This window comes from Kitasatospora sp. SUK 42 (genome assembly GCF_015776785.2).
Taxonomy (GTDB): Bacteria; Actinomycetota; Actinomycetes; order Streptomycetales; family Streptomycetaceae; genus Kitasatospora.
In genome coordinates this window covers 818,292-838,344 of record NZ_LFMD02000007.1, presented here as the reverse complement: position 1 = coordinate 838,344, position 20,053 = coordinate 818,292, and the positions used below count along the sequence as shown (strand labels likewise).

Genomic DNA, 20,053 nt, shown 5'->3' with positions numbered 1-20,053 from the left:
CGCACCTGGGACGGCCTTGTGATGACACGTCAGTAATACGGTCGGGCTATCTGTTTGGTTCCGTCCGAGGCCCACCGGCCCCGCGCCCGGTTCCCACCTGTCCCGCCGACGCCCTATCGAGCCCCGCCGTTGACGTACAGCGTCTGCCCGCTGACGTACGAGGCGTCCTCACTGGCCAGGAAGGCCACCACCGACGCGATCTCCTCCGGCTGGCCGACCCGGCGCAGCGGCGTCCGGGTGGCGGCCTCCGCCTGGTGGTCCTCGGCCGTGCTGCCGACCCGCTCGGCGGTGGCCGCCGTCATCGCGGTGGCGATGTAGCCGGGGGCGACGGCGTTGACGTTGACGTTGAACGGCCCGAGTTCGATCGCCAGGGTCGCGGTGAGCCCCTGGATCCCGGCCTTGGCGGCCGCGTAGTTGGCCTGGCCCCGGTTGCCGAGCGCGGAGCGCGAGCTGAGCGAGACGATCTTCCCGTACTTCTGCGCCACCATGTACTTCTGGGCGACGTGGCTGCAGTTGTACGCGCTGGTCAGGTTGATCGTCAGGACCGCGTCCCAGTCGGCCTTGGGCATCCGGAAGAACAGGTTGTCCCGGGTGATCCCGGCGTTGTTCACCAGGATGTGCAGCCCGCCGAGGTCCGCCGCGATCCGCGCGAACACCGCCTCGACGGCGTCGTAGTCGGCCACGTCGCAGCCGTACGCCCGGGCGGTGCCGCCCTTGGCGGTGATCTGCGCGACCGTCCCGGCCGCCCGCTCGGCGGTCAGGTCGACCACGGCGACCGCCGCACCCTCCGCCGCCAGCCGGCGGGCGGTGGCCGCACCGATGCCCTGGGCCGCGCCGGTCACCACGGCGACCTTCCCTGCGAAACGCGTCACGTGAACTCCTTCGAAGAGTGGGGCGACGGATGGCGGGCGACAGATAACGGGTGACAGATTTCAACATCTGTCATCCGTTATCTGTCAGCTGAAATCTGTTCCCCGCCATCCGTCGTTCGTTCGCTGTCCGACGTCCCCCGTCCGGCCTTCCCTGCCGGACGCTCCCCGCCGGACCTTCCCTGCCGGACCTTCCCTGCCGGACTTCGCCGTCAGACGTTCTCGACCAGCACGGCCGTACCCTGCCCCACGCCCACGCACATCGTGGCCAGGCCGCGCCGGGCGCCGGTGCGGCGCATCCGGTGCAGCAGGGTGGTGAGGATGCGTGCGCCCGAGCCGCCCAGCGGGTGGCCCAGCGCGATCGCCCCGCCGCTCGGGTTGACCACCCGGTCGGCGTGCTCCGGGTCGAACCCGATGCCGTCGGCGGAGGCCAGCGCCTGGGCGGCGAAGGCCTCGTTCAGCTCGGCGGTGTCCAGGTCGGCGAGCGCCCAGCCGGACCGCCCGAGCACCTTCGCCGTCGCCGGCACCGGCCCGATGCCCATGACGTCCGGGTGCACCCCGGCCGAGGCCCCGGCCACGTACCGGCCCAGCGGCTGCAACCCGAGGTCGCGCAGAGCCTCCTCGCTGACCAGGACCAGCCCGGCCGCGCCGTCGTTCATCGGCGAGGCGTTGCCCGCCGTGACGGTGCCGCCCGGGCGGAAGGCCGGCTTGAGCCGGGCGAGCTTCTCCAGGCTGGTGTCCTCGCGGATGCCCTCGTCCTGGCTCACCGTCACCCCGTCCGGCCGCTCGACCGGGATCAGCTCGGCGTCGAAGTGCCCGTCCTTGCGCGCGGCGGCGGCCCGCTGGTGGCTGCGCAGCGCGAAGGCGTCCTGGCGCTCACGCCCGATGCCGTACCGGCTCGCCACCTCCTCGGCGGTCTCGCCCATGCTGAGCACGCCGTGCAGTTCGGCCATCCGCGGGTTGGTGAGCCGCCAGCCGAGCCGGGTGTCGTAGGTCTCGATCCGGTGCGGCAGCGCCTCGTCGGGGCGGGGCAGGACGAAGGGGGCGCGGGTCATCGACTCGCAGCCGCCGGCCAGCACCACGTCGGCCTCGCCGGAGCCGATGGCCCGGGCCGCGAGGGTGACGGCTTCGAGGCCGGAGGCGCAGAGCCGGTTGACGGTGGCTCCGGGGACGGTCTCCGGCAGTCCGGCCAGCAGGACGGCCATCCGGGCGGCGTTGCGGTTGTCCTCGCCGGCCTGGTTGGCGGCGCCCCAGTAGACGTCGTCGATCCGGGCCGGGTCGAGGGAGGGTACGTCGGCGAGCAGGGCGCGCAGCACGGTGGCCGAGAGGTCGTCCGGGCGGACCGTGGCGAGCGCACCGCGAAGCCGGCCGATGGGTGTGCGGCGGGCTGCGGCGAAGTAGACGGGACGCACGTCGTCGGGCTCCTTGTCGGTGGAGGCGGGTCAGGAGGCGGGTCGGAAGACAGGCCCGGGGCGGGTCGGAATGCGGGCCCCGGGGGCGGGTCAGAAGGCGTTGACGCCGGTCAGCGCGCGCCCGATGAGCAGCTGGTGGATCTGGCTGGTGCCCTCGTAGAGGGTCATCACCCGGGCGTCGCGCAGGTACTTGCCGACCGGGTACTCGTCGATGAAGCCGTAGCCGCCGAACACCTGGAGCGCGTTGTTGGCGGCCCGGACGGCGGCCTCGCTCGCGTGGAGCTTGGCGATGGAGGACTCGGTGGCGAAGGGCAGGCCGCGCTCGATGTGGTCGGCGACCTTCCAGGTGAGCAGCCGGGCCGCCTCGACGTCCACCGCGATGCCGGCCAGCAGCTCCTGGACGAGCTGGTGCGAGGCGATCGGCCGACCGAACTGCTCGCGCTCGCCGGCGTAGCGGACGGCGGCCTCCAGGCAGGCGCGGGCGATCCCGACGCAGCCGGCCGCGACCGACATCCGGCCCTTGGCCAGCGCGGCCATCGCCACCGTGAAGCCCTTGCCGACCTCGCCGAGCCGGGCGCTGTCGGGCACCCGGACGCCGTCCAGGGCGAGTTCGGCGGTGGCCTGTCCGCGCAGACCGAGCTTGCCGTGGATCTCGGTGCGGGTGAAGCCGGGCAGGTCGGTGGGGACGAGGAAGGCGGTGATGCCCCGGTGGCCCTGCTGCTCGGGTTCGCTGCCGCCGGTGCGGGCGAAGACCAGGGCGACGTCCGCCCAGGTGCCGTTGGTGATGAACATCTTGGCGCCGCTGATCAGCCAGTCCGAGCCGTCCCGGACGGCCCGGGTGGTGAGGTTGGCGGCGTCCGAGCCGGTGCCGGGCTCGGTGAGCGCGAAGCAGGCGAGAGACTCGCCCGAGGTGAGCCGGGGCAGCCAGTACCTCTTCTGCTCCTCGGTGCCGTAGCCGTTGATCGACTTTCCGACCAGGCCGAGCGAGACCGAGACGATCCCGCGCACGGCCGAGTCGCCGCGCCCGAGCTCCTCCAGCACCAGGCAGTACGCGAGGTGGTCGCCGCCGCTGCCGCCGTACTCCTCGGGGATGGTCAGTCCGAGGAAGCCGAGCTTCGCCAGCTTGCCGACGATCGCACGGTCGACGGACTCGGCGCGGTCCCACTCGGCGGCGTACGGCACGATCTCGCGGTCGGTGAAGGCCGCGGCGAGGTCCCGGACAGCGGTCTGCTCTTCGGACAACTCCAGGTTCACGGCGGCTCCCGACTCCGGACCCGGACGGATCCCGACCGGATAAACTAGCGCTGCAAGTTTTATGAGGGGACTGTAGCTCCGGGCGGCCCGCACTGGGAAGAGGCACCTGTCAGAATCGGTCCCCACCCACCCGGCCGGGGGAACCGGCCGGAGGAACGGAGGAAGTCGCCGAGATGGCCCGCCCGCGCACCCCGCTGCTCAGCCGCGAGCGCATCGTCACCGCCGCTCTGCGGCTGATCGACGACGAGGGACTGGACGCCCTCTCCACCCGCCGCCTCGCCACCGAGCTGTCGGTCAGCGGGCCCTCGCTCTACAACCACTTCGCCACCAAGGACGACCTGCTCGACGCGGTGGTGGACAGTGTCATCGGTGAAGTCGACTTGTCGATGTTCAGCGCCCCACCGGGCTCGACGGCACGCTGGCCGGAGGCGCTGCGCGCCTGGGCCCGCTCCTACCGCGCCGCGCTGGCCGCCCACCCCAACATCGTCCCGGTGCTCGCCCAGGGTCCGGGGCGGCGGCCCAACGCGCTGCGCCTGGCCGACGCCGTCTTCGGGCACCTGGTCGAGTCCGGGTGGCCGCGCGGCCAGGCCACCCGGATCGGCGCGCTGATGCGCTACTTCGTCACCGGCTCCGCACTGGCCTCCTTCGCGGCCGGCTTCCCGGCGGACGCCGAGGTGTACGACGCGGCCGACTACCCGCACCTCGGCGAGGCGCACCGGTTGGCCGGGCACCGGGGGACGGTGGACGAGGGCGCGTTCGAGACCGGGCTGGAGGCGCTGCTGGACGGACTCGCCCTGCGCTTCGAACGGCTGCCCGCGCGTTCGTCGTAGCCCCGGTGCCCGGCCGCCGCCGCTACCAGGGCTCGCGGGCCACGAAGGCCGGCCGCTGCTCCGGGTCCACCGGGTCGTAGTACCGGTGGTAGACCGGTGTCAGCCCGCCGGAGACCGGGGGCACGATCCAGCTCCAGTCCGCCGGGGTCGGCCGCCCGAGCCGCCGCTCCCGGGCTACGTGCCTGAGGAAGCGCTCCGACTCGGTGTGGTGGTCGGCGATCGTCACCCCGGCCTCCTGGAAGGAGTGCAGCACCGCGACGTTGAGCTCGACCAGCGCGCGGTCGCGCCAGAGCGTGCGCTCGCTGGAGGTGTCCAGGCCCAGCCGCTCGGCGACGGTGCCGAGCAGGTCGTAGCGGTCGGCGTCGGCGAGGTTGCGGGCGCCGATCTCGGTGCCCATGTACCAGCCGTTGAACGGCGCGGTGGGGTAGCGGACGCCGCCGATCTCCAGCGTCATGTCGCTGATCGCGGGCACCGCGTACCAGCGCAGGCCGAGTTCGGCGAACCAGCCGTGCTCGGGGTGGCTCAGCGGCACCTCCAGCGTGGCGTCCTCCGGCACGTCGTACCGGGCGGGCTGGGCGCCCGGGCGCTCCTGGACCAGCAGTGGCAGCACCTCGAAGCGCTCCTCGGCGCACTTCCAGCCGAGGTCGCAGGCCCGGTCGGCGAGCGCGGCGCCCGCCGGGTCGCCGACCACGGCGCCGTCGACCAGGTGACCGGCGTAGCGGACCAGTTGCTGGTTGAGGATGCGCGCGGCCGGGCGGCCGGGGCGGTCGGGGGCGAAGACCGAGACCACCGGGCGGATCCGGCCGCCGTTGCCCGCCAGCCGCAGGTGTTCGAAGCACTCGGCGGCGATCTCCTCGGCCGAGGAGAGGTGGCGCAGGTCGCGCACCACCAGGCTGCGCCAGTACAGCCGGCCGATGCACCGGGCGGCGTTGCGCCAGGCGAGCCTGGCGCCGTAGGCGAGTTCGGCGGGGGTGTGCCGGTAGCTGCCGGTGCGGTCGATCTCGTCCAGGACGGCGCGCAGCCGGATCTCCGGGTCCCCGGCGGCGGGCTGCTCCTGGTGGAACTGGCGGACGAACTCGGCGGCCCGGTCGGGGTCGGTGAACGGCGGTGGTCCGGGCGGCGGTTGTGGGGCTGACGGCGGCACGGTCGTCGGTGTCGCCGCCGACGCCGTGGCCGGTGGCGCCGTCGGTGCGGAGGACGGTACGGCCGTGGGCTCCCGGTGCGCAGGGGCCGGCCCGTGGGTGTGGACGTGGGTGTGGGCGTACGGGCAGCCGCCGTTCGGGGCGGTGGCGGTGCCGCGGGTGCGAAGCCGGTCGAAGATCAAGGACTCATCCCTCCTGCCGCACAGGAGTACCGGAGGTGTCCGGCCCGCCGCAGAGGGTGAACGATTCGGCCCCCGCACCCGCGCGGATCGCGCTAGGGTGCGGGGGCCGAAGGTCCGATCGTCGGACCAGCCGATGTTCGGCGGTCAGCCCATGTCCTCCAGTCGGACGCCCTTGGTCTCCTTCATGAACTTGGCCACGAAGACGATCGACAGCGCCGCGAAGGCCGCGTACACCAGGTAGGTCGCCGAGAGGTTCCAGCGTGACAGCGACGGGAACGAGACGGTGATCGCCCAGTTGGCGATCCACTGCGCGGAGGCGGCGACGGACAGCGCGGCGGCGCGGATCCGGTTCGGGAACATCTCGCCGAGCATCACCCAGACGACCACGCCCCAGGACATCGCGAAGAACAGCACGAAGGCGTTGGCGGCGATCAGTGCGACGGTGCCCTGCAGGTCGGGCAGCGAGACGTTGTCCCCGCTGCCGGTGGCCGAGGCGAACGCCCAGCCGGCCGCGGCGAGCGAGATCGCCATGCCGGCCGAGCCGATCAGGGCGAGCGGCTTGCGGCCGATCCGGTCGACCAGCAGGATCGCGATCACGGTGCCGAGGATGTTGATGACCGAGCCGACGAAGCTGATCATCAGCGAGTTGCTCTGGTCGATGCCGACCGACTGCCACAGGATCGACGAGTAGTAGAAGATCACGTTGATGCCGACCAGCTGCTGGAAGACCGACAGGCCGATGCCGACCCAGACGATCGGCAGCAGGCCGAACCGGCCGCCCAGCAGGTCGCGGAAGCGCGGGCGGTGGTCGGAGGCGATCAGCGCCTGGACCTCGGCGATCCGGGCGTCGGTGTCCACGCCCTCGCCCTCGACCTGGGCGAGCACCTTGCGGGCGTCGTCCAGCCGCTCGGCCTGGATCAGGTAGCGCGGGGACTCGGGGATCATCGAGGAGAGCGTGAAGTAGACCGCGGCCGGGATCACGCAGATGCCGAGCATCCACTGCCAGGCCTCCAGGCCGAGCAGGTGGCCGCGGGTCTCGCCGCCGGCAGCCTGCGCCAGCATCCAGTTGACCAGCTGGGATATCGCGATGCCGAGCACGATCGCGGCCTGCTGGAAGGAGGCCAGTCGGCCGCGGTACTTGGTCGGCGCGACCTCGGCGATGTACGTCGGGGCGATCACCGAGGCGATGCCGATGGCCGCGCCGCCGAGCACCCGCCACAGGGCGAGGTCCCAGGCGGAGAACGGCAGCATCGAGCCGACGGCGCTGACCGCGAACAGCAGCGCGCCCGCCTTCATGACCTTGATCCGGCCGTAGCGGTCGGCGAACCGGCCGGCCAGCGCGGCGCCGACCGCCGAGCCCAGCAGCGCCGAGGAGACGATCAGACCGGTCACGCCGTCGCCGACACCGAACTTCTCCTGGATCCCGGACACGGCACCGTTGATCACGGAGCTGTCGTAGCCGAACAGGAATCCGCCGAGGGCCGCGGCGGCGGTGATGAAGACGACGAAGCCGAGGCGGCCGGGCGCGGTGGCCGCGGCCGCCCCGGAGGGCTTCTGGGTGACGCTCACGATCTTGACTCCTGGTACTCAACGCTGAGCTCGGTAGCCGCGATCGTAACACCTATTCGTTCAAGCCTTGTACACGTGGAAGCTCAAGTTTTGCTCTGAGAATTCGTAAAGTGAACAAGCAAATTGACGCTTCCCGGGCCTCGCCCCAGGCCGGGCCCCGCCCGGACCGGGCGCCGGCCCAGCTCGGACCGGGCGCCGGCTCAGATCGGGGCCGCGAGGGACAGGCCGAACCGGCCCTCCCGGTCCGTCCACCAGTGGGTCAGCCGCAGCCCGGCCGCCGTCAGCTCCCTGGCCACCCGCTCGCGGCGGAACTTGGCCGACACCTCGGTGCGCAGTTCCTCGTCCCGGTCGAAGTGCACCGGCAGGTCCAGCGCCGGGATCTTCACGGTCTGCGAGCGCAGCGAGCGCAGCCGCATCTCGATCCACTCCTGCTCGGCGTCCCAGAGCGCGACGTGCTCGAAGGCCGTCGGGTCGAAGTCGGCGCCCAGCTCCCGGTTGAGCACGTTGAGCACGTTGCGGTTGAACTCGGCGGTCACCCCGGCGCTGTCGTCGTAGGCGGCGACCAGCACCTCGGGGTCCTTGACCAGGTCGGTGCCGAGCAGCAGGAAGTCGCCCGGGTCGAGGGCGGCGCGCAGGCCGCGCAGGAACTCCGCCCGCTCGCGCGGCAGCAGGTTGCCGAGGGTTCCGCCGAGGAAGGCGACCAGGCGCGGGCCGCCCTCCGGGGGCAGGCCGAGCCGGGCGGTGAAGTCGGCCAGTACGCCGTGCACCGCCAGGCCGGGGTACTCGGCGGCGATCGCGGCGCCCGCCCCGGTCAGCGCGCTCTCGCTGACGTCCACCGGGACGTACGTCTCCAGGGTGCCGAGCGCGCGCAGCGCGTCCAGCAGCAGCCGGGTCTTCTCGGAGGAGCCGGAGCCCAGCTCGACCAGCGTGCGGGCCCGGGTGGCGGCGGCGATCTCGCCGGCCCGGGCGGTCAGGATGGCCCGCTCGGCGCGGGTCGGGTAGTACTCGGGCAGCCGGGTGATCTCCTCGAACAGCTCGCTGCCCCGCGCGTCGTAGAACCACTTCGGCGGCAGCCGCTTGGGTTCGGAGGTCAGGCCGGTCTGCACGTCGTGGCGCAGCGCGGTGCTGAAGTGGTCGGCGGGCAGCAGTCGGGTGAGATCGAATGTGTCCATGACAGGGTGGTTCCTCTGTTCAGAAAGTGAAGGGAGAGTGGTGGGTCAGTAGTGACTGGGGAGAGGGCGGACGGTGACGCCCCGTCCGTCCGTCAGCAGCAGGGAGCCGTCCGGGACGGCCGTCCAGCCCGGGTCGTCGTCGTAGGGCTCGGAGGCCACCACCGTGCCGAGACCGGGCAGGGCGCGGTGGTGCAGGGTGTCCCCCCAGGTGGTCGCCGCGACCGAGGTGCCGTCGGTGAGCAGCAGGTTGAGCCGCCCGGTGGTGTGTGCGGCCACGTCGGCGACGGTGCCCGCCAGGGCCTCGTCCAGTCCGGCGCCCCGGCGCAGCCGGTGCAGGGTGAGCGCCCACAGCAGCGCCGAGTCCGAATGGGCCTCCAGCTCCAGCAGCTCGGCGGGCGGGAGCAGGGCGGCGAGGCCGTCCAGCTTTCCGGGCCAGCCGGCCACCGCGCCGTTGTGGCTGAACAGCCAGCGCTCGGCGGCGAACGGCGCGGCCGCGCCCTCGCCCGCCGCGCAGCCCTCGGTCGCGGAGCGGACGGCCGCCAGCAGCGCCCGGGTGCGGACGACCCGGGCGAGGTCGGCGAAGGTCTCGTCAGCCCAGATCGGCCCGGTCCGGCGGTAGCGGGCGGGCGTCTCGTCGCCGTCCGCGTACCAGCCGAGGCCGAAGCCGTCCACGTTGACCGTGCCGTGCCGTTGCGTCCGGGGTGCCCAGGACTGCCGGTACAGCGCGTACGGCGGGTGCACCAGAAGGTCCTGCGGTGCCACCGGCTCGCCGAGGTAGGCGATGTGACGGCACATCAGGCCTCCTCCAGGCTGCGGGCGGTGCGGAAGCCGGAGAAGATCTGCCGCCGGACGGGGTAGTCCCAGTTGCGGAAGGTGCCCCGGCAGGCGACCGGCGCCACCGCGAAGCAGCCGCCGCGCAGCACCTTGTACTCGGGGCCGTAGAAGACCTCCGAGTACTCCTTGTACGGCCAGGCCCGGAAGTCGGGGTAGGGGTGGAAGTCGCTGGCCGTCCACTCCCACACGTCGCCCATCAACTGCCGGACACCGTACGGGGACTGGCCTTCCGGGTAGCTGCCGGCCGGGGCCGGGCGCAGGTGGCGCTGGCCGAGGTTGGCGTGCTCGGGGCCGGGCGGCCCGTCGCCCCAGGGGTAGCGGCGCGAGCGGCCGGTGGCCGGGTCGTGCCGGGCCGCCTTCTCCCACTCCGCCTCGGTCGGCAGTCGCCGGCCGGCCCACCGGGCGTACGCGTCGGCCTCGTACCAGCTGACGTGCAGCACCGGCTCGTTCGGCGGTACGGGCTCGACCGTGCCGAAGCGGCGGCGCAGCCACTGGCCGTCCTGCCGCTTCCAGAACAGGGGGGCGGTCAGGCCGGCCCGCTGTCGGTGCTCCCAGCCCTCCGGGGTCCACCAGCGGGGGTCGTCGTAGCCGCCGTCCGCGATGAAGCGCTGGTAGGCGGCGTTGGTGACCGGGGTGGTGTCCAGGAAGTAGGCCGGCAGCTCGACGGCGTGTGCCGGGCGCTCGTTGTCCAGTGCCCACGGCTCGGTGTCCGTGCCCATGGTGAACGGGCCCGCGGGGATGAGGACTTCGGCGGGCATGGTGGCCGCGTCCACGGGTGCGGGCGGCGGCGGGGGAGCGGCCAGGGCGGGTTCGCCCGGTCGGAGCTGATGGGTGATCAGCATCGTCTCGTCGTGCTGCTGTTCGTGCTGGGCGATCATCCCGAAGGCGAATCCGGCGTCCAGCAGCGGCGCGCCCTCCAGCGGGCTGGCGGCCAGCAGGTCCAGCACCCGGCCGCGCACCTCGTGGGCGTAGGCCCTGGCCTCGGCGGGCGGCAGCAGCGGGAGGCTCGGGCGCTCGGCCCGGGGGTGCTGGAAGGCGTCGTAGAGCGGGTCGATCTCCGGGTGCAGCGGATCGCGGCCGCCGACGTTGCGCAGCAGCCAGAGCTCCTCCTGGTTGCCGATGTGCGCGAGGTCCCAGACCAGCGGGGACATCAGCGGCGAGTGCTGGGCGGTGAGGTCCGCGTCCTCGACGCAGTCGGTCAGCGCGGCGGTCCGGGCCCGGGCGGCCAGCAGTTCGGCCGCGATGGTCTCGCGCAGTGCCTCGGTGCCGCCGCTGCCGCCCGTGTGGTGTGCGGTGCCGGTGCCTGCTTCGATACCGGCGGGGGGTCGGACGTCGGTCATGGTGCGGCCTCTTCCGGGGGAGTGCGTCGGGTGCCGGAGCGGTGGGCGTCCAGCTGGTCGTCGGCCGGGCAGCGGCCGCGCGCGGGGTAGCGTTCGGCGTACTCGGCGACGACGGCGCGCAGCCGCTCGGCACCGGGCAGGCGGCCCAGTGCGGCGTCGGCGGCGGCGAAACAGGCGAGGGCGGCGCGGCGCAGCTCGGGGTCGCCCATGGCCAGGGTGGCGGCCCGGAGCCAGGCGTCGCTGCGGGGCGGGCGAGGACCGTCCGCGGCCTCCAGTGGCTCCAGCGCGGCGAAGGCGGCGTCGGCGGCGACCGGGTCGTCCAGCAGGGTGGTGACCAGGGCGGTGGGCACCACCCAGCCGTCGCCGGGCTGGGCGTCGATCATCCGCAGCTCCAGGTGGCCGCGCGGGCGCACCGGCGGGAACAGCGTGGTGCAGTGGTAGTCCAAGTCCGCCATGGTGGGCGGGCGTTCGCCTCCGTCGCGAATCCAGTCGCGGAAGGTCAGCCCGGGCGGGGCCGTCCACGGCATTCCCTCCGGCCGTTGCACGCACAGGAGTTGGGCATCCAGCACGTACTGCGCCCAGGCCTCGCGCGGGTCGCCGTGGTCCGGGGCGGGGGCGAGGGTGCGGGTCGGGTCCATCCGGGACCAGACGGTCTGGCGGGTGGACCGGTGACCGGTCGGCTTCCCGTCCAGCAGCGGGGAGTTGGCGAAGGCGGCGACCAGCACCGGGCCCAGCCGGTGGACCAGCTCCCAGCGCCGCTCCACCGCCTGGGGGCCGTCCGCGTCGCCGGCGTCCAGGCACACCTGCACCGACGCGGTGCCGGTCATCATGATCCGGCCCCAGGGGCCGGCCGAGTCGAAGAAGTGCTCCATCGCCAGGTAGCGGGGGTGGTCCAGCACCATCCGTCGGGGTCGGGCGAGCGGGTCCGTCCCGGTACCGGTGAGACGCAGGCCCTGGGCCGCGAACGCGGCCCGCAGGGCGGTCAGATCACGTCTGGTGTCGTCGACGCAGGCCAGGAGGCCGGTGGCGGGCGGGGAGCTGAGCTCGACCTGTCCGCCGGGTTCGAGCGTGAGGCGCGAACCGGAGGGGAGCGAGGTGCCGTCGGGACCGCCGAGGGGCAGCGACTCCAGCGCGGCGTGGAGCAGTTGGGGCCTTACGGGCCGGGTAGGACATCGGTCGTCGTGGACGAACCACTCGACCTCGACACCCACCAGCCTGGGGGGTCCGATCTTGAAGCAGACGCCCGACACGTGGCTGTGCGCCCCCGATTCGGTCAACGGGGTCGCCCCTTCCGGGGGCGGTGATGCGCTCTGCCGGTCGGGCGGTGTCGTACGGGATGTCGGTATCACCGGACTCACCATCCTCGGGATCACGATTGCGGCCCGGTCTACCCTGCCCAGTCTGCTACGGAGCATGCGGGCGCGCTCCGCAAATATCGCGTGAATGTTCGTTTTTGCAGGTCAGTGGGGCGGCGATCGGGTGAAAACGGTCGGAAGCGGGGGAGGTGGGGGCCGCGGCCGTTGTGCGCGGGGCGTGCTCGGGGGCGTGTCCGTGCTCCCGGCGCGGGTGCGGGCGGGGGTACGGGTACGGGCGTACGCCGGGCTCAGGGGTGCGGGCGGTCCAGGTCCAGGCGGTCCAGACGGGTCAGGACGGTGTCCAGCACCCGGCCCGGCAGGGCGTAGTTCAAGCGCAGTGAGCCCCGGCCGCCGGGGCCGAAGTCGGCGCCGTCGGAGGACTCCAGGCCGCAGCGCTCCAGCAGGGCCTGACGGGCGTTCGCGGGCGGCAGCCCGAGGGCGGCGGCGTCCAGCCAGAGCAGGTAGGAGGAGTGCGGGGCCGAGCGGACGGCGGCGCCGAGCCGCTCGGTGAGCCGGGTGCGGGCGGCGGCGAGGTGGGCGAGCAGCGCGTCCAGCCACGGGCCGCCCTCGCGCAGGGCGGCCTGCTGCACGGTCTGCTCCAGCAGGCCGCCCTCCCAGAGGCCGTAGCCGGCGAGGGCGTCGGTGAGGCGGGCGCGCAGGCCGGGGTCCGGGACGAGGGCGAAGCTGCTGGGAATCCCGGAGCAGTTGAAGGTCTTGCCGACGGAGTTCAGGGTGACCACGCGGTGGCGCAGGGCCGGGTCCACGGTGGTGGCGGCGACGGGGTGGACGTGCCCGGGGTGGGTGAGGTCGCCGTGCACCTCGTCGGAGACCAGCAGTGCGTCCGCCTCGGCCGCCCGTTCGGCGAGGGCGTGCAGTTCGGCGGCGGGCCATACCCGGGCGGAGGGGTTGTGCGGGCTGCTCAGCAGGACGGCGGTGGCGGGGCGGGGGAGCGGACCGTCGGGGAGGCGGTAGCCGTCGGGGCCGGTGGGCAGCGGCAGCTCAAGGTGGTCGAGGCGGGCGGCGCGGCAGAGCTGGGCGAAGCCGCCCCACTCGGGGGTGGGGAAGAGGACGGGTGCCTGCGGGCGGTCGGGTCGGTGGCCGCCGGCCTCGGGCCGGATGGTTTCGAGGAGGACGCGGAGGGCGGTGCGCGGGCCGCAGGGCAGCAGCAGGACCCAGTCGGGATCCACCTCGACGCCGTGCCGGGCGCGGTACCAGTCGGCGACCAGGGTGCGGCCGGCCGGGTCGCACACCGTGTACCCGTACGCCCGGTGGCGTGCGCGCCGCTCCAGTGCCTCGGCCACGGCGGGTGGAGCGGGCAGGTCCATGTCCGCCAGGCCCATCGGGATCACCCCGGGGGCGGTCGCGCGGGCCCACTTGCTGCTGCCGGTGCCGGCGCGGTCGAAGGGGGCGTCGAAGTCGAAGGCGGGGGAGAGGGCGAGGGAAGGGGAGGGGGAGGCGGCGGGGGCGGCGCCGGGGGCGGGCGAACCGCTGACAGATGACAGATTTCGAAAGCTGTCATCTGTTCGCTGAAAGCTGTCATCCGTCATCCGTCCCCCGTTCCCTGAAGTCCGTCCGCCGAAGCGCGTTCGCCGAAGTCCGCTCCGCTGAAGCCCGTTCCGCCGCCGCCCGCCAGGTACGCGGCGAGCCCCCACCGTCCCCGTCGCATCATCACCGCGTGGTTGGCCCGGAACAACGGGTGCAGCGGCAGCGCCAGGCGCCGCAGCAGGGGCTTGCCCGGCCGGGCGTCCTCCTCGAACCGCACCCGGCTGCCCGCGCCGTCCAGCCCGTCCGCCGTGACCGTGAACCGCGACCACCCGTTCAGGTCCCCCCGCATCGCCGCTTCCAGCACCCCGGCGGCCGGGTCGCGCAGCGTCGTCTCCAGGCCGACCACCAGCCGGTACGGCAGCAGCGCGCGGATCACCACGTCCCCGGACTCCTCGCCGGTCCGCCGCACCGCGCGGATCTCCGGCCACCACTGCGGATAGTTCTGCACGTCCTCCAGCGCCGCGTACACCGCGGTCACCGGTGCCGCGAGCCGCCACACGCCGCGGAATCGGTAGTGGTTGGGGTCCACGCGCCCACCCTAGCCCGGCGCCCGCCGCGTGGGTCGGGCCTCGGGCCCGAACGCCGCCGAGCCGCTGCCGAGTTGGCGTCGAGTTGGCGTCGGGGCCCGGTCGAGCCGGCGTCGAGTCGGCGTCGAGTCGGCGCGGTCCGTACGGCCTCCGCCGCCCCGCCGCCCCCGCCCCGTACGGCCGCCGCGGCCCCGGAACGACGGGTAAACGCCCGGCAAAGAACTCCGTTCACAGGGAAGCGTGCACTCCGCTTGCACCTGTTCGGGGTGCGGGGGAGGATCTTCTGTGCTTGTAGTCTCATCAGTCACGGCAGCATTCATGAGGCGCTGCACCACCGGACACGGAGTGAAGGAGTCACAGGCATGCGGCGACCGAGCTGGGTACCGGAGGGCACGGACCTGGACAAACCGAACGCCGCGCGGGTCTACGACTACTACCTGGGGGGCTCGCACAACTTCGAGGTCGACCGGGAGATGGCCCGCAAGGCGATCGCCCTGTGGCCCGAGCTGCCGCAGATCATGCGCTCCAACCGGGCCTTCATGCGCCGCGCCGTGACCTTCCTCGCCGAGCGGGGCGTCACCCGCTTCCTGGACATCGGCTCCGGCATCCCGACCTTCGGCGCGGTGCACGAGATCGCCCGCGCGATCCGGCCCGAGGCGAAGGTCGTCTACGTGGACCGCGACCCGGTCGCCGTCGCGCACAGCCGCCTGCTGCTTGAGGACGACGCGAACAGCGCCGTCGTCCAGGCCGACCTGCGCGACGTCGAGGACCTGATGGCCCGCCCCGAGGTGACCGGACTGCTGGCCGAGGGCGAACCGGTGGCCGTACTGCTGGTGGCCGTGGCGCACTTCGTCAGCGACGAAGAGGACCCCCGGAAGCTGATCGGCGTCGTCCGCGACGCGCTCCCGGCCGGCAGCGCGCTGGCCCTCTCGCACGCCTCCCTGGAGGGCCGCCCGGACCAGGCCGAGGACCACCAGAAGCTCTACCAGAGGACCCCGACCCCGCTGACCATGCGCACCCACGCGCAGATCACCGCGATGTTCGACGGCTTCGAACTGGTCGAGCCAGGTGTGGTCTACCTGCCGCAGTGGCGCCCGGACCAGCCGGGTACGGTCGGCGAGCACCCCGAGCGAATGACCGGGGTGGCGGGCGTGGGGTTCCGACCTTGAGCGGTCGAACCGGCGAACAGCCGACGGCCGCACGCCCCGCGCGGCCGCCGTCGCCCGGCCCGGCGCACCCACCCCGGCGGTGACGGCGGCCGGCACGACGCGCGGCGGTCCGAGAACCGGGGCGGGCGGATGAGCACCACCCCGGTGACCGGTGACGCCGAGCGGTTCCACGAGGACTGGTCGCGGCTGCTCTCCGCCGACCACGGCATCGCCGTCCACCCCGACCTGCTCGGCCGACTGGTCTCGCGCACCGCCGCGCTGCTGCACCGCGCCCAGCAGGACGAACCGTTCCAGCCCCGGCTGGCCTCCCAGGCCGGCGCGGAGCTGGTCGACGCGCACTTCACCGACCCGCTCCTGCTCGCCCGCGCGGTCGAACTGCTCCAGGCGCAGCCGATCGGCGACGGCCGGGGCCCCGCCCTGACCGGCGCCTTCGCCGCCGGCTGGGCCGCCGCCCTGCGCGAGCGCACGCTGAGCGAGCAGGAGGCGATCCGCACCGCCGCCGACGCCGCCCGCAAGGAGGCCGAGCGCGCGCTGCGCGCCTCCGAGGCCCGGTTCCGCGCCCTGTTCGAGAGCGCCGCGATCGGCATCGGCATCGGCGACACGGACGGCAACATCCTCGCGGTCAACAAGGCCCTGCAGGAGCTGTTCGGCGCGGGCCCCGAGGACATGATCGGCCGCCGGGTCGGCGACCTCGTCCACCCGGAGGACACCCCGGGCGTCTGGGAGGCGTACGAGGAGCTGATCAGCGGCAAGCGGGAGTACTTCCAGTTCGACAAGCCGTACTACCGCCAGGACGGCGAGGTGGTCTGGACCCACCTGACCGTCTCGCTGATCCGCGACGACGACGGTGTCCCGGTGTACCAGGTGGCGATGCTGGAGGACGTCACCGACCGCTACCGGCTCCAGGAGCGGCTGCGCCACCAGGCCACCCACGACCCGCTGACCGGCCTGCCCAACCGCGCGGCCTTCTTCGAACGCCTGGAGAAGCTGTTCGAGGAACCGGAGCCGGGCGCCCGCTTCGGCCTCTGCTACGTCGACCTCGACGGCTTCAAGGTGGTCAACGACAGCCTCGGCCACGACATGGGCGACCAGCTGCTGTCCGCCGTCGCGGCCCGGCTGAAGGCCGCCCTCACTCCGCTCGGCCACCTGGTCGCCCGGCTCGGCGGCGACGAGTTCGTCGTCCTGCTGGAGAACTGCCGGGGCGAGCAGGAGGCGGTGGCCGCCGCGAAGACGGTGCTCAAGTCGCTGGCCGGGCCGGTGCTGATCGGCGACCACAAGCTCGCCGTGGGTGCCAGCGTCGGCGTGCTGGAGCGGCGGGTGTCCACCACCACCCCGGGCGCCGCCGTACGGGCCGCGGACCTGACGCTGTACCGCGCCAAGGAGGCCGGCCGCGGCCGCTGGACGCTGTTCGACCCCAAGGCGAACGCCCGCTCGGTCAGCCGCTACGCGGTGTCCGTCCGGATGCCGGCCGCCCTGGACCGCGGCGAGTTCTTCATCGACTACCAGCCGCTCTACAGGCTGTCGGACGGCCGGATGTCCGCCGTCGAGGCGCTGGTGCGCTGGCGTCACCCGCAGCTCGGCGTGCTCGGCCCGGACGAGTTCGTCACCACCGCCGAGGAGACCGGGCTGATCATGCCGCTCGGCCGCTGGGTGCTGGAGCAGGCCTGCGGCGAGGCCGCGGACTGGATCAAGCGGTACGGCGACGCCGCGCCGCAGCTGAACGTCAACCTGGCGGTGCGGCAGGCGCGCAGCGCCGCGCTGGTCACCGACCTCGGCCGGATCCTCGACAGCACCGGCCTGGACCCGGCCCGGCTGCAACTGGAGATCACCGAGTCGACCGTGGTCGGGCCCGAGGACGAGGCGCTGCGCACCCTGCACGGGCTGGTCGAGCTCGGGGTGTCGCTGGCCGTGGACGACTTCGGTACCGGGTGGTCCAACCTCTCCTACCTGCGGGACCTGCCGGTCTCCGGGCTGAAGATCGCCGGCTCCTTCGTCGGCGACCTGCACGACCCGGCGAAGGACGAGGCCACCGGGTGGCGGATCGTCAGCGGGCTGGTCTCGATGGCGCACACGCTCGGGCTGAACGTCACCGCCGAGGGCGTGGAGACCCTCAAGGACGCCGAGCGGCTGCGCACCATGGGCTGCGACTGGGCGCAGGGCTGGCACTTCGGCCGCCCGGTGCGGCCGTCCGAGATCGCCCGCCGGATCGTCGAGGAGCCGAAGGGGCGCCCGGTCGAGGACCGGTGAGTAACAGCTGACAGATTTCGAGATCTGTTAGTTGATATCTGTCATCTGTCATCTGCCGGCTGTCATCCGCCACCCGTTGCCCGCCACCCGGCGGTCCGCCGTCCCGTCGCCCTGTCGCCCCCTCAGCCCACCAGTCGGGAGAGCTCGATCGAGTGCCCCGTCCGCTCCACCTTCGCCCGGAGGTAGCGGACGTTGCTCGCCGACAGGTGCACGCCGGTCGGCACCCGCCGCCGTACGGTGATGCCGAGGTCGGCCAGCTGTGCGGCCTTGTCCGGGTTGTTGCTCAACAGGTCGACCTCGAAGATGCCGAGCGTGCCGAGCATCTGGGCGGCCGCGGTGTAGTCCCGGCCGTCCTCGGGCAGCCCGAGCGCGGTGTTGGCGTCGTACGTGTCCATTCCGGAGTCCTGGAGGGCGTAGGCGTCGAGCTTGTTGTAGAGCCCGATGCCCCGGCCCTCCTGCCGCAGGTAGAGCAGGTAGCCGCCGGCCTCGCCGATCCGCTCCACCGACTCGCGCAGCTGCGGGCCGCAGTCGCAGCGGTCCGACCCGAAGACGTCGCCGGTCAGGCACTCGGAGTGCAGCCGTACCAGTGGCGTCCCGCCCTCCGGGACGGTGCCGAGGGCGAGCGCCAGGTGCTCGGCGCCGTCGGCGAGGCCGTGGAAGGTGGAGACCTCCGCCTCGGCGCGGTAGCCGTCGGGGAAGGTCAGCGGGATGCGCACGCGCGAGCGCACCGTGGCGGAGCCGGGCTGCGGCATGGGTGGGCCTCCGTCGTTCGGGGTGGACCGGGTCGGTCCCGGGCAGGCCCGGGCGGGCCAGGTGAACCGGCTGGATCCGGTGGGATCGAATGTCGACCGTACTCGGTAGTTCCAATTTGAACAACTACTTACCGGCGGTGACCGCCCCGACTCCGGAGGCGCACAACGTCCCATCCGTCCCATCTGTTCCCGTCCAGCGTTCCAGCATGTGGAACAGATGGACCCGAGAGGTGGACATTGCGAGACTTCCACCGTTTCCTGGGCGCGGGAACGCTACGCGCACGACCGCCGACGACCACGGAAAGGTCCTGATCAGATGCCCAACAGCCGGAACAGCTCCACCGCCGCCGACTCCGCCGCCCGGCAGAGCTCCTTCGAGGCCGAGCAGCGCACGATAGAAGCGCTTTACTCGGACGTGGTCCGCCGCAACAAGGGCGAGGCCGAGTTCCACCAGGCGGTCCACGAGGTGCTGGAGACCCTGGCCCCGGTGCTCGCCCACCGCCCCGAACTCCTCGACGCCCGGATCATCGAGCGGATCTGCGAGCCCGAGCGGCAGCTGATGTTCCGGGTGCCGTGGACGGACGACTCCGGCGCGATCCACGTCAACCGCGGCTTCCGGGTGGAGTTCAGCAGCGCCCTCGGCCCGTACAAGGGCGGGCTGCGCTTCCACCCCTCGGTGAACCTCGGGATCGTCAAGTTCCTCGGCTTCGAGCAGATCTTCAAGAACGCGCTCACCGGCCTGCCCATCGGCGGCGGCAAGGGCGGCTCCGACTTCGACCCCAAGGGCCGTTCGGACGCCGAGATCATGCGGTTCTGCCAGTCCTTCATGACCGAGCTGTACCGCCACCTCGGCGAGTACACCGACGTGCCGGCCGGGGACATCGGCGTCGGCGGCCGGGAGATCGGCTACCTGTTCGGCCAGTACAAGCGGATCACCAACCGCTACGAGAGCGGCGTGCTCACCGGCAAGGGCCTCGGCTGGGGCGGCGCCCAGGTCCGCACCGAGGCCACCGGCTACGGCTGCGTGATGTTCACCGCCGAGATGCTGCACAGCCGCGGTGAGAGCCTGGACGGGCGCCGGGTCGTCGTGTCCGGCTCCGGGAACGTGGCCGTGTACGCGATCGAGAAGGCACAGCAGCTCGGCGCGACCGTGCTCACCTGTTCCGACTCCTCCGGCTACGTGGTGGACGAGAAGGGCATCGACCTCGACCTGCTCAAGGAGGTCAAGGAGGTCCGGCGCGGCCGGGTCTCCGAGTACGCCGAACTGCGCGGCGGCCACGCGCGGTTCGTCGAGGGGCCGGGCGTGTGGAGCGTGCCCTGCGACGTCGCGCTGCCCTGCGCCACCCAGAACGAGCTCACCGAGACCGACGCGCTCGCCCTGGTGCGCAACGGCGTGGTGGCCGTCGCCGAGGGCGCCAACATGCCCACCACCCCGGAGGCGGTGCGGGTGTTCCAGGAGGCCGGGGTGGCTTTCGGCCCGGGCAAGGCGGCCAACGCGGGCGGCGTCGCGACCAGCGCGCTGGAGATGCAGCAGAACGCCTCGCGCGACTCCTGGAGCTTCGAGCACACCGAGGAGCGGCTGGCCGGGATCATGAAGCACATCCACGACTCCTGCTTCACCACCGCCGAGCGCTACGGCCACCCGGGCAACTACGTGGTGGGCGCGAACATCGCCGGCTTCGAGCTGGTCGCGGACGCGATGCTGGCCCAGGGTCTGATCTGAGCCGCTGACGGCCGTCACCCGTCACCCGTCACCCGTCACCCGTCACCCGTCACCCGGCGCCCGGTGCCCGGTGCCCGACGCCCGGCACCCGACCGGAGCGGGCACCGATCGTCGGGTGCGGCAGGGTGGGT

At 73.0% G+C, this 20,053-nt stretch carries 16 protein-coding genes; 4 read left to right on the top strand and 12 right to left on the bottom strand.

The window, feature by feature from the left end:
• Positions 1-113 precede the first annotated feature (113 nt).
• The 3 genes from fabG to RZ50_RS25385 all read right to left on the bottom strand — a co-directional run bounded on the left by fabG (position 114) and on the right by RZ50_RS25385 (position 3,535).
• The gene (gene fabG, locus RZ50_RS25395) at positions 114-872 is read right to left on the bottom strand and encodes a 3-oxoacyl-ACP reductase FabG (protein ID WP_196948890.1); all 759 of its coding nucleotides are present in this window, start codon (positions 870-872) and stop codon (positions 114-116) included.
• 209 nt (positions 873-1,081) lie between these two features.
• Positions 1,082-2,281 carry an acetyl-CoA C-acyltransferase gene (locus RZ50_RS25390; protein WP_196948889.1) on the bottom strand — a complete coding sequence of 400 codons (1,200 nt, stop codon included), beginning with the start codon at positions 2,279-2,281 and terminating at the stop codon, positions 1,082-1,084.
• 90 nt (positions 2,282-2,371) lie between these two features.
• Positions 2,372-3,535: an acyl-CoA dehydrogenase family protein gene (locus RZ50_RS25385; RefSeq protein ID WP_196948888.1), complete on the bottom strand. Its 1,164-nt coding sequence runs from the start codon at positions 3,533-3,535 to the stop codon at positions 2,372-2,374.
• 173 nt (positions 3,536-3,708) lie between these two features.
• On the opposite strand from RZ50_RS25385, the gene RZ50_RS25380 reads away from it, so the two are divergent.
• Positions 3,709-4,365 carry a TetR/AcrR family transcriptional regulator gene (locus RZ50_RS25380; protein ID WP_196948887.1) on the top strand — a complete coding sequence of 219 codons (657 nt, stop codon included), beginning with the start codon at positions 3,709-3,711 and terminating at the stop codon, positions 4,363-4,365.
• 22 nt (positions 4,366-4,387) lie between these two features.
• On the opposite strand, the gene RZ50_RS25375 is transcribed toward RZ50_RS25380, so the two are convergent.
• From RZ50_RS25375 to RZ50_RS25340, 8 genes are all read right to left on the bottom strand, one after another.
• Positions 4,388-5,509 carry a nitric oxide synthase oxygenase gene (locus RZ50_RS25375; RefSeq protein WP_196948909.1) on the bottom strand — a complete coding sequence of 374 codons (1,122 nt, stop codon included), beginning with the start codon at positions 5,507-5,509 and terminating at the stop codon, positions 4,388-4,390.
• Between the two features lie 324 nt (positions 5,510-5,833).
• Entirely contained in the window at positions 5,834-7,261 is a 1,428-nt protein-coding gene (locus RZ50_RS25370; RefSeq protein WP_196948908.1) for a sugar porter family MFS transporter, read from the bottom strand.
• A 197-nt stretch (positions 7,262-7,458) separates the two neighbouring features.
• A complete protein-coding gene (egtD, locus tag RZ50_RS25365; RefSeq protein ID WP_196948886.1) occupies positions 7,459-8,430 on the bottom strand; it encodes an L-histidine N(alpha)-methyltransferase in 972 nt (323 codons plus the stop codon).
• A gap of 45 nt (positions 8,431-8,475) precedes the next feature.
• Positions 8,476-9,225, bottom strand: a complete 750-nt coding sequence (egtC, locus tag RZ50_RS25360; protein ID WP_196948885.1) for an ergothioneine biosynthesis protein EgtC — start codon at positions 9,223-9,225, stop codon at positions 8,476-8,478.
• Positions 9,225-10,604 carry an ergothioneine biosynthesis protein EgtB gene (gene egtB / locus RZ50_RS25355; RefSeq protein WP_196948884.1) on the bottom strand — a complete coding sequence of 460 codons (1,380 nt, stop codon included), beginning with the start codon at positions 10,602-10,604 and terminating at the stop codon, positions 9,225-9,227. Before egtB ends, egtC begins: the two co-directional genes overlap by 1 nt.
• Entirely contained in the window at positions 10,601-11,881 is a 1,281-nt protein-coding gene (egtA, locus tag RZ50_RS25350; protein WP_254803049.1) for an ergothioneine biosynthesis glutamate--cysteine ligase EgtA, read from the bottom strand. Before egtA ends, egtB begins: the two co-directional genes overlap by 4 nt.
• Positions 11,882-12,207: 326 nt before the next feature.
• Positions 12,208-13,506, bottom strand: a complete 1,299-nt coding sequence (locus tag RZ50_RS25345) for an aminotransferase class I/II-fold pyridoxal phosphate-dependent enzyme (RefSeq protein WP_196948882.1) — start codon at positions 13,504-13,506, stop codon at positions 12,208-12,210.
• Positions 13,503-14,033 carry an SRPBCC family protein gene (locus RZ50_RS25340; RefSeq protein WP_196948881.1) on the bottom strand — a complete coding sequence of 177 codons (531 nt, stop codon included), beginning with the start codon at positions 14,031-14,033 and terminating at the stop codon, positions 13,503-13,505. The genes RZ50_RS25345 and RZ50_RS25340 overlap by 4 nt, the downstream gene beginning before the upstream one ends.
• A 360-nt stretch (positions 14,034-14,393) precedes the next feature.
• On the opposite strand from RZ50_RS25340, the gene RZ50_RS25335 reads away from it, so the two are divergent.
• Both RZ50_RS25335 and RZ50_RS25330 read left to right on the top strand, forming a co-directional pair.
• The gene (locus RZ50_RS25335; RefSeq protein WP_196948880.1) at positions 14,394-15,200 is read left to right on the top strand and encodes an SAM-dependent methyltransferase; all 807 of its coding nucleotides are present in this window, start codon (positions 14,394-14,396) and stop codon (positions 15,198-15,200) included.
• A 129-nt stretch (positions 15,201-15,329) separates the two neighbouring features.
• A complete protein-coding gene (locus RZ50_RS25330) occupies positions 15,330-17,447 on the top strand; it encodes a bifunctional diguanylate cyclase/phosphodiesterase (RefSeq protein ID WP_196948879.1) in 2,118 nt (705 codons plus the stop codon).
• Between the two features lie 122 nt (positions 17,448-17,569).
• On the opposite strand, the gene ribA is transcribed toward RZ50_RS25330, so the two are convergent.
• A complete protein-coding gene (gene ribA / locus RZ50_RS25325) occupies positions 17,570-18,199 on the bottom strand; it encodes a GTP cyclohydrolase II (protein WP_196948878.1) in 630 nt (209 codons plus the stop codon).
• 316 nt (positions 18,200-18,515) lie between these two features.
• Here ribA and gdhA point away from each other — a divergent pair, with 316 nt between their 5' ends.
• Positions 18,516-19,922 (top strand): NADP-specific glutamate dehydrogenase, encoded by a 1,407-nt coding sequence (gene gdhA, locus RZ50_RS25320; protein ID WP_196948877.1) that lies wholly within the window; start codon positions 18,516-18,518, stop codon positions 19,920-19,922.
• Positions 19,923-20,053: the final 131 nt, after the last annotated feature.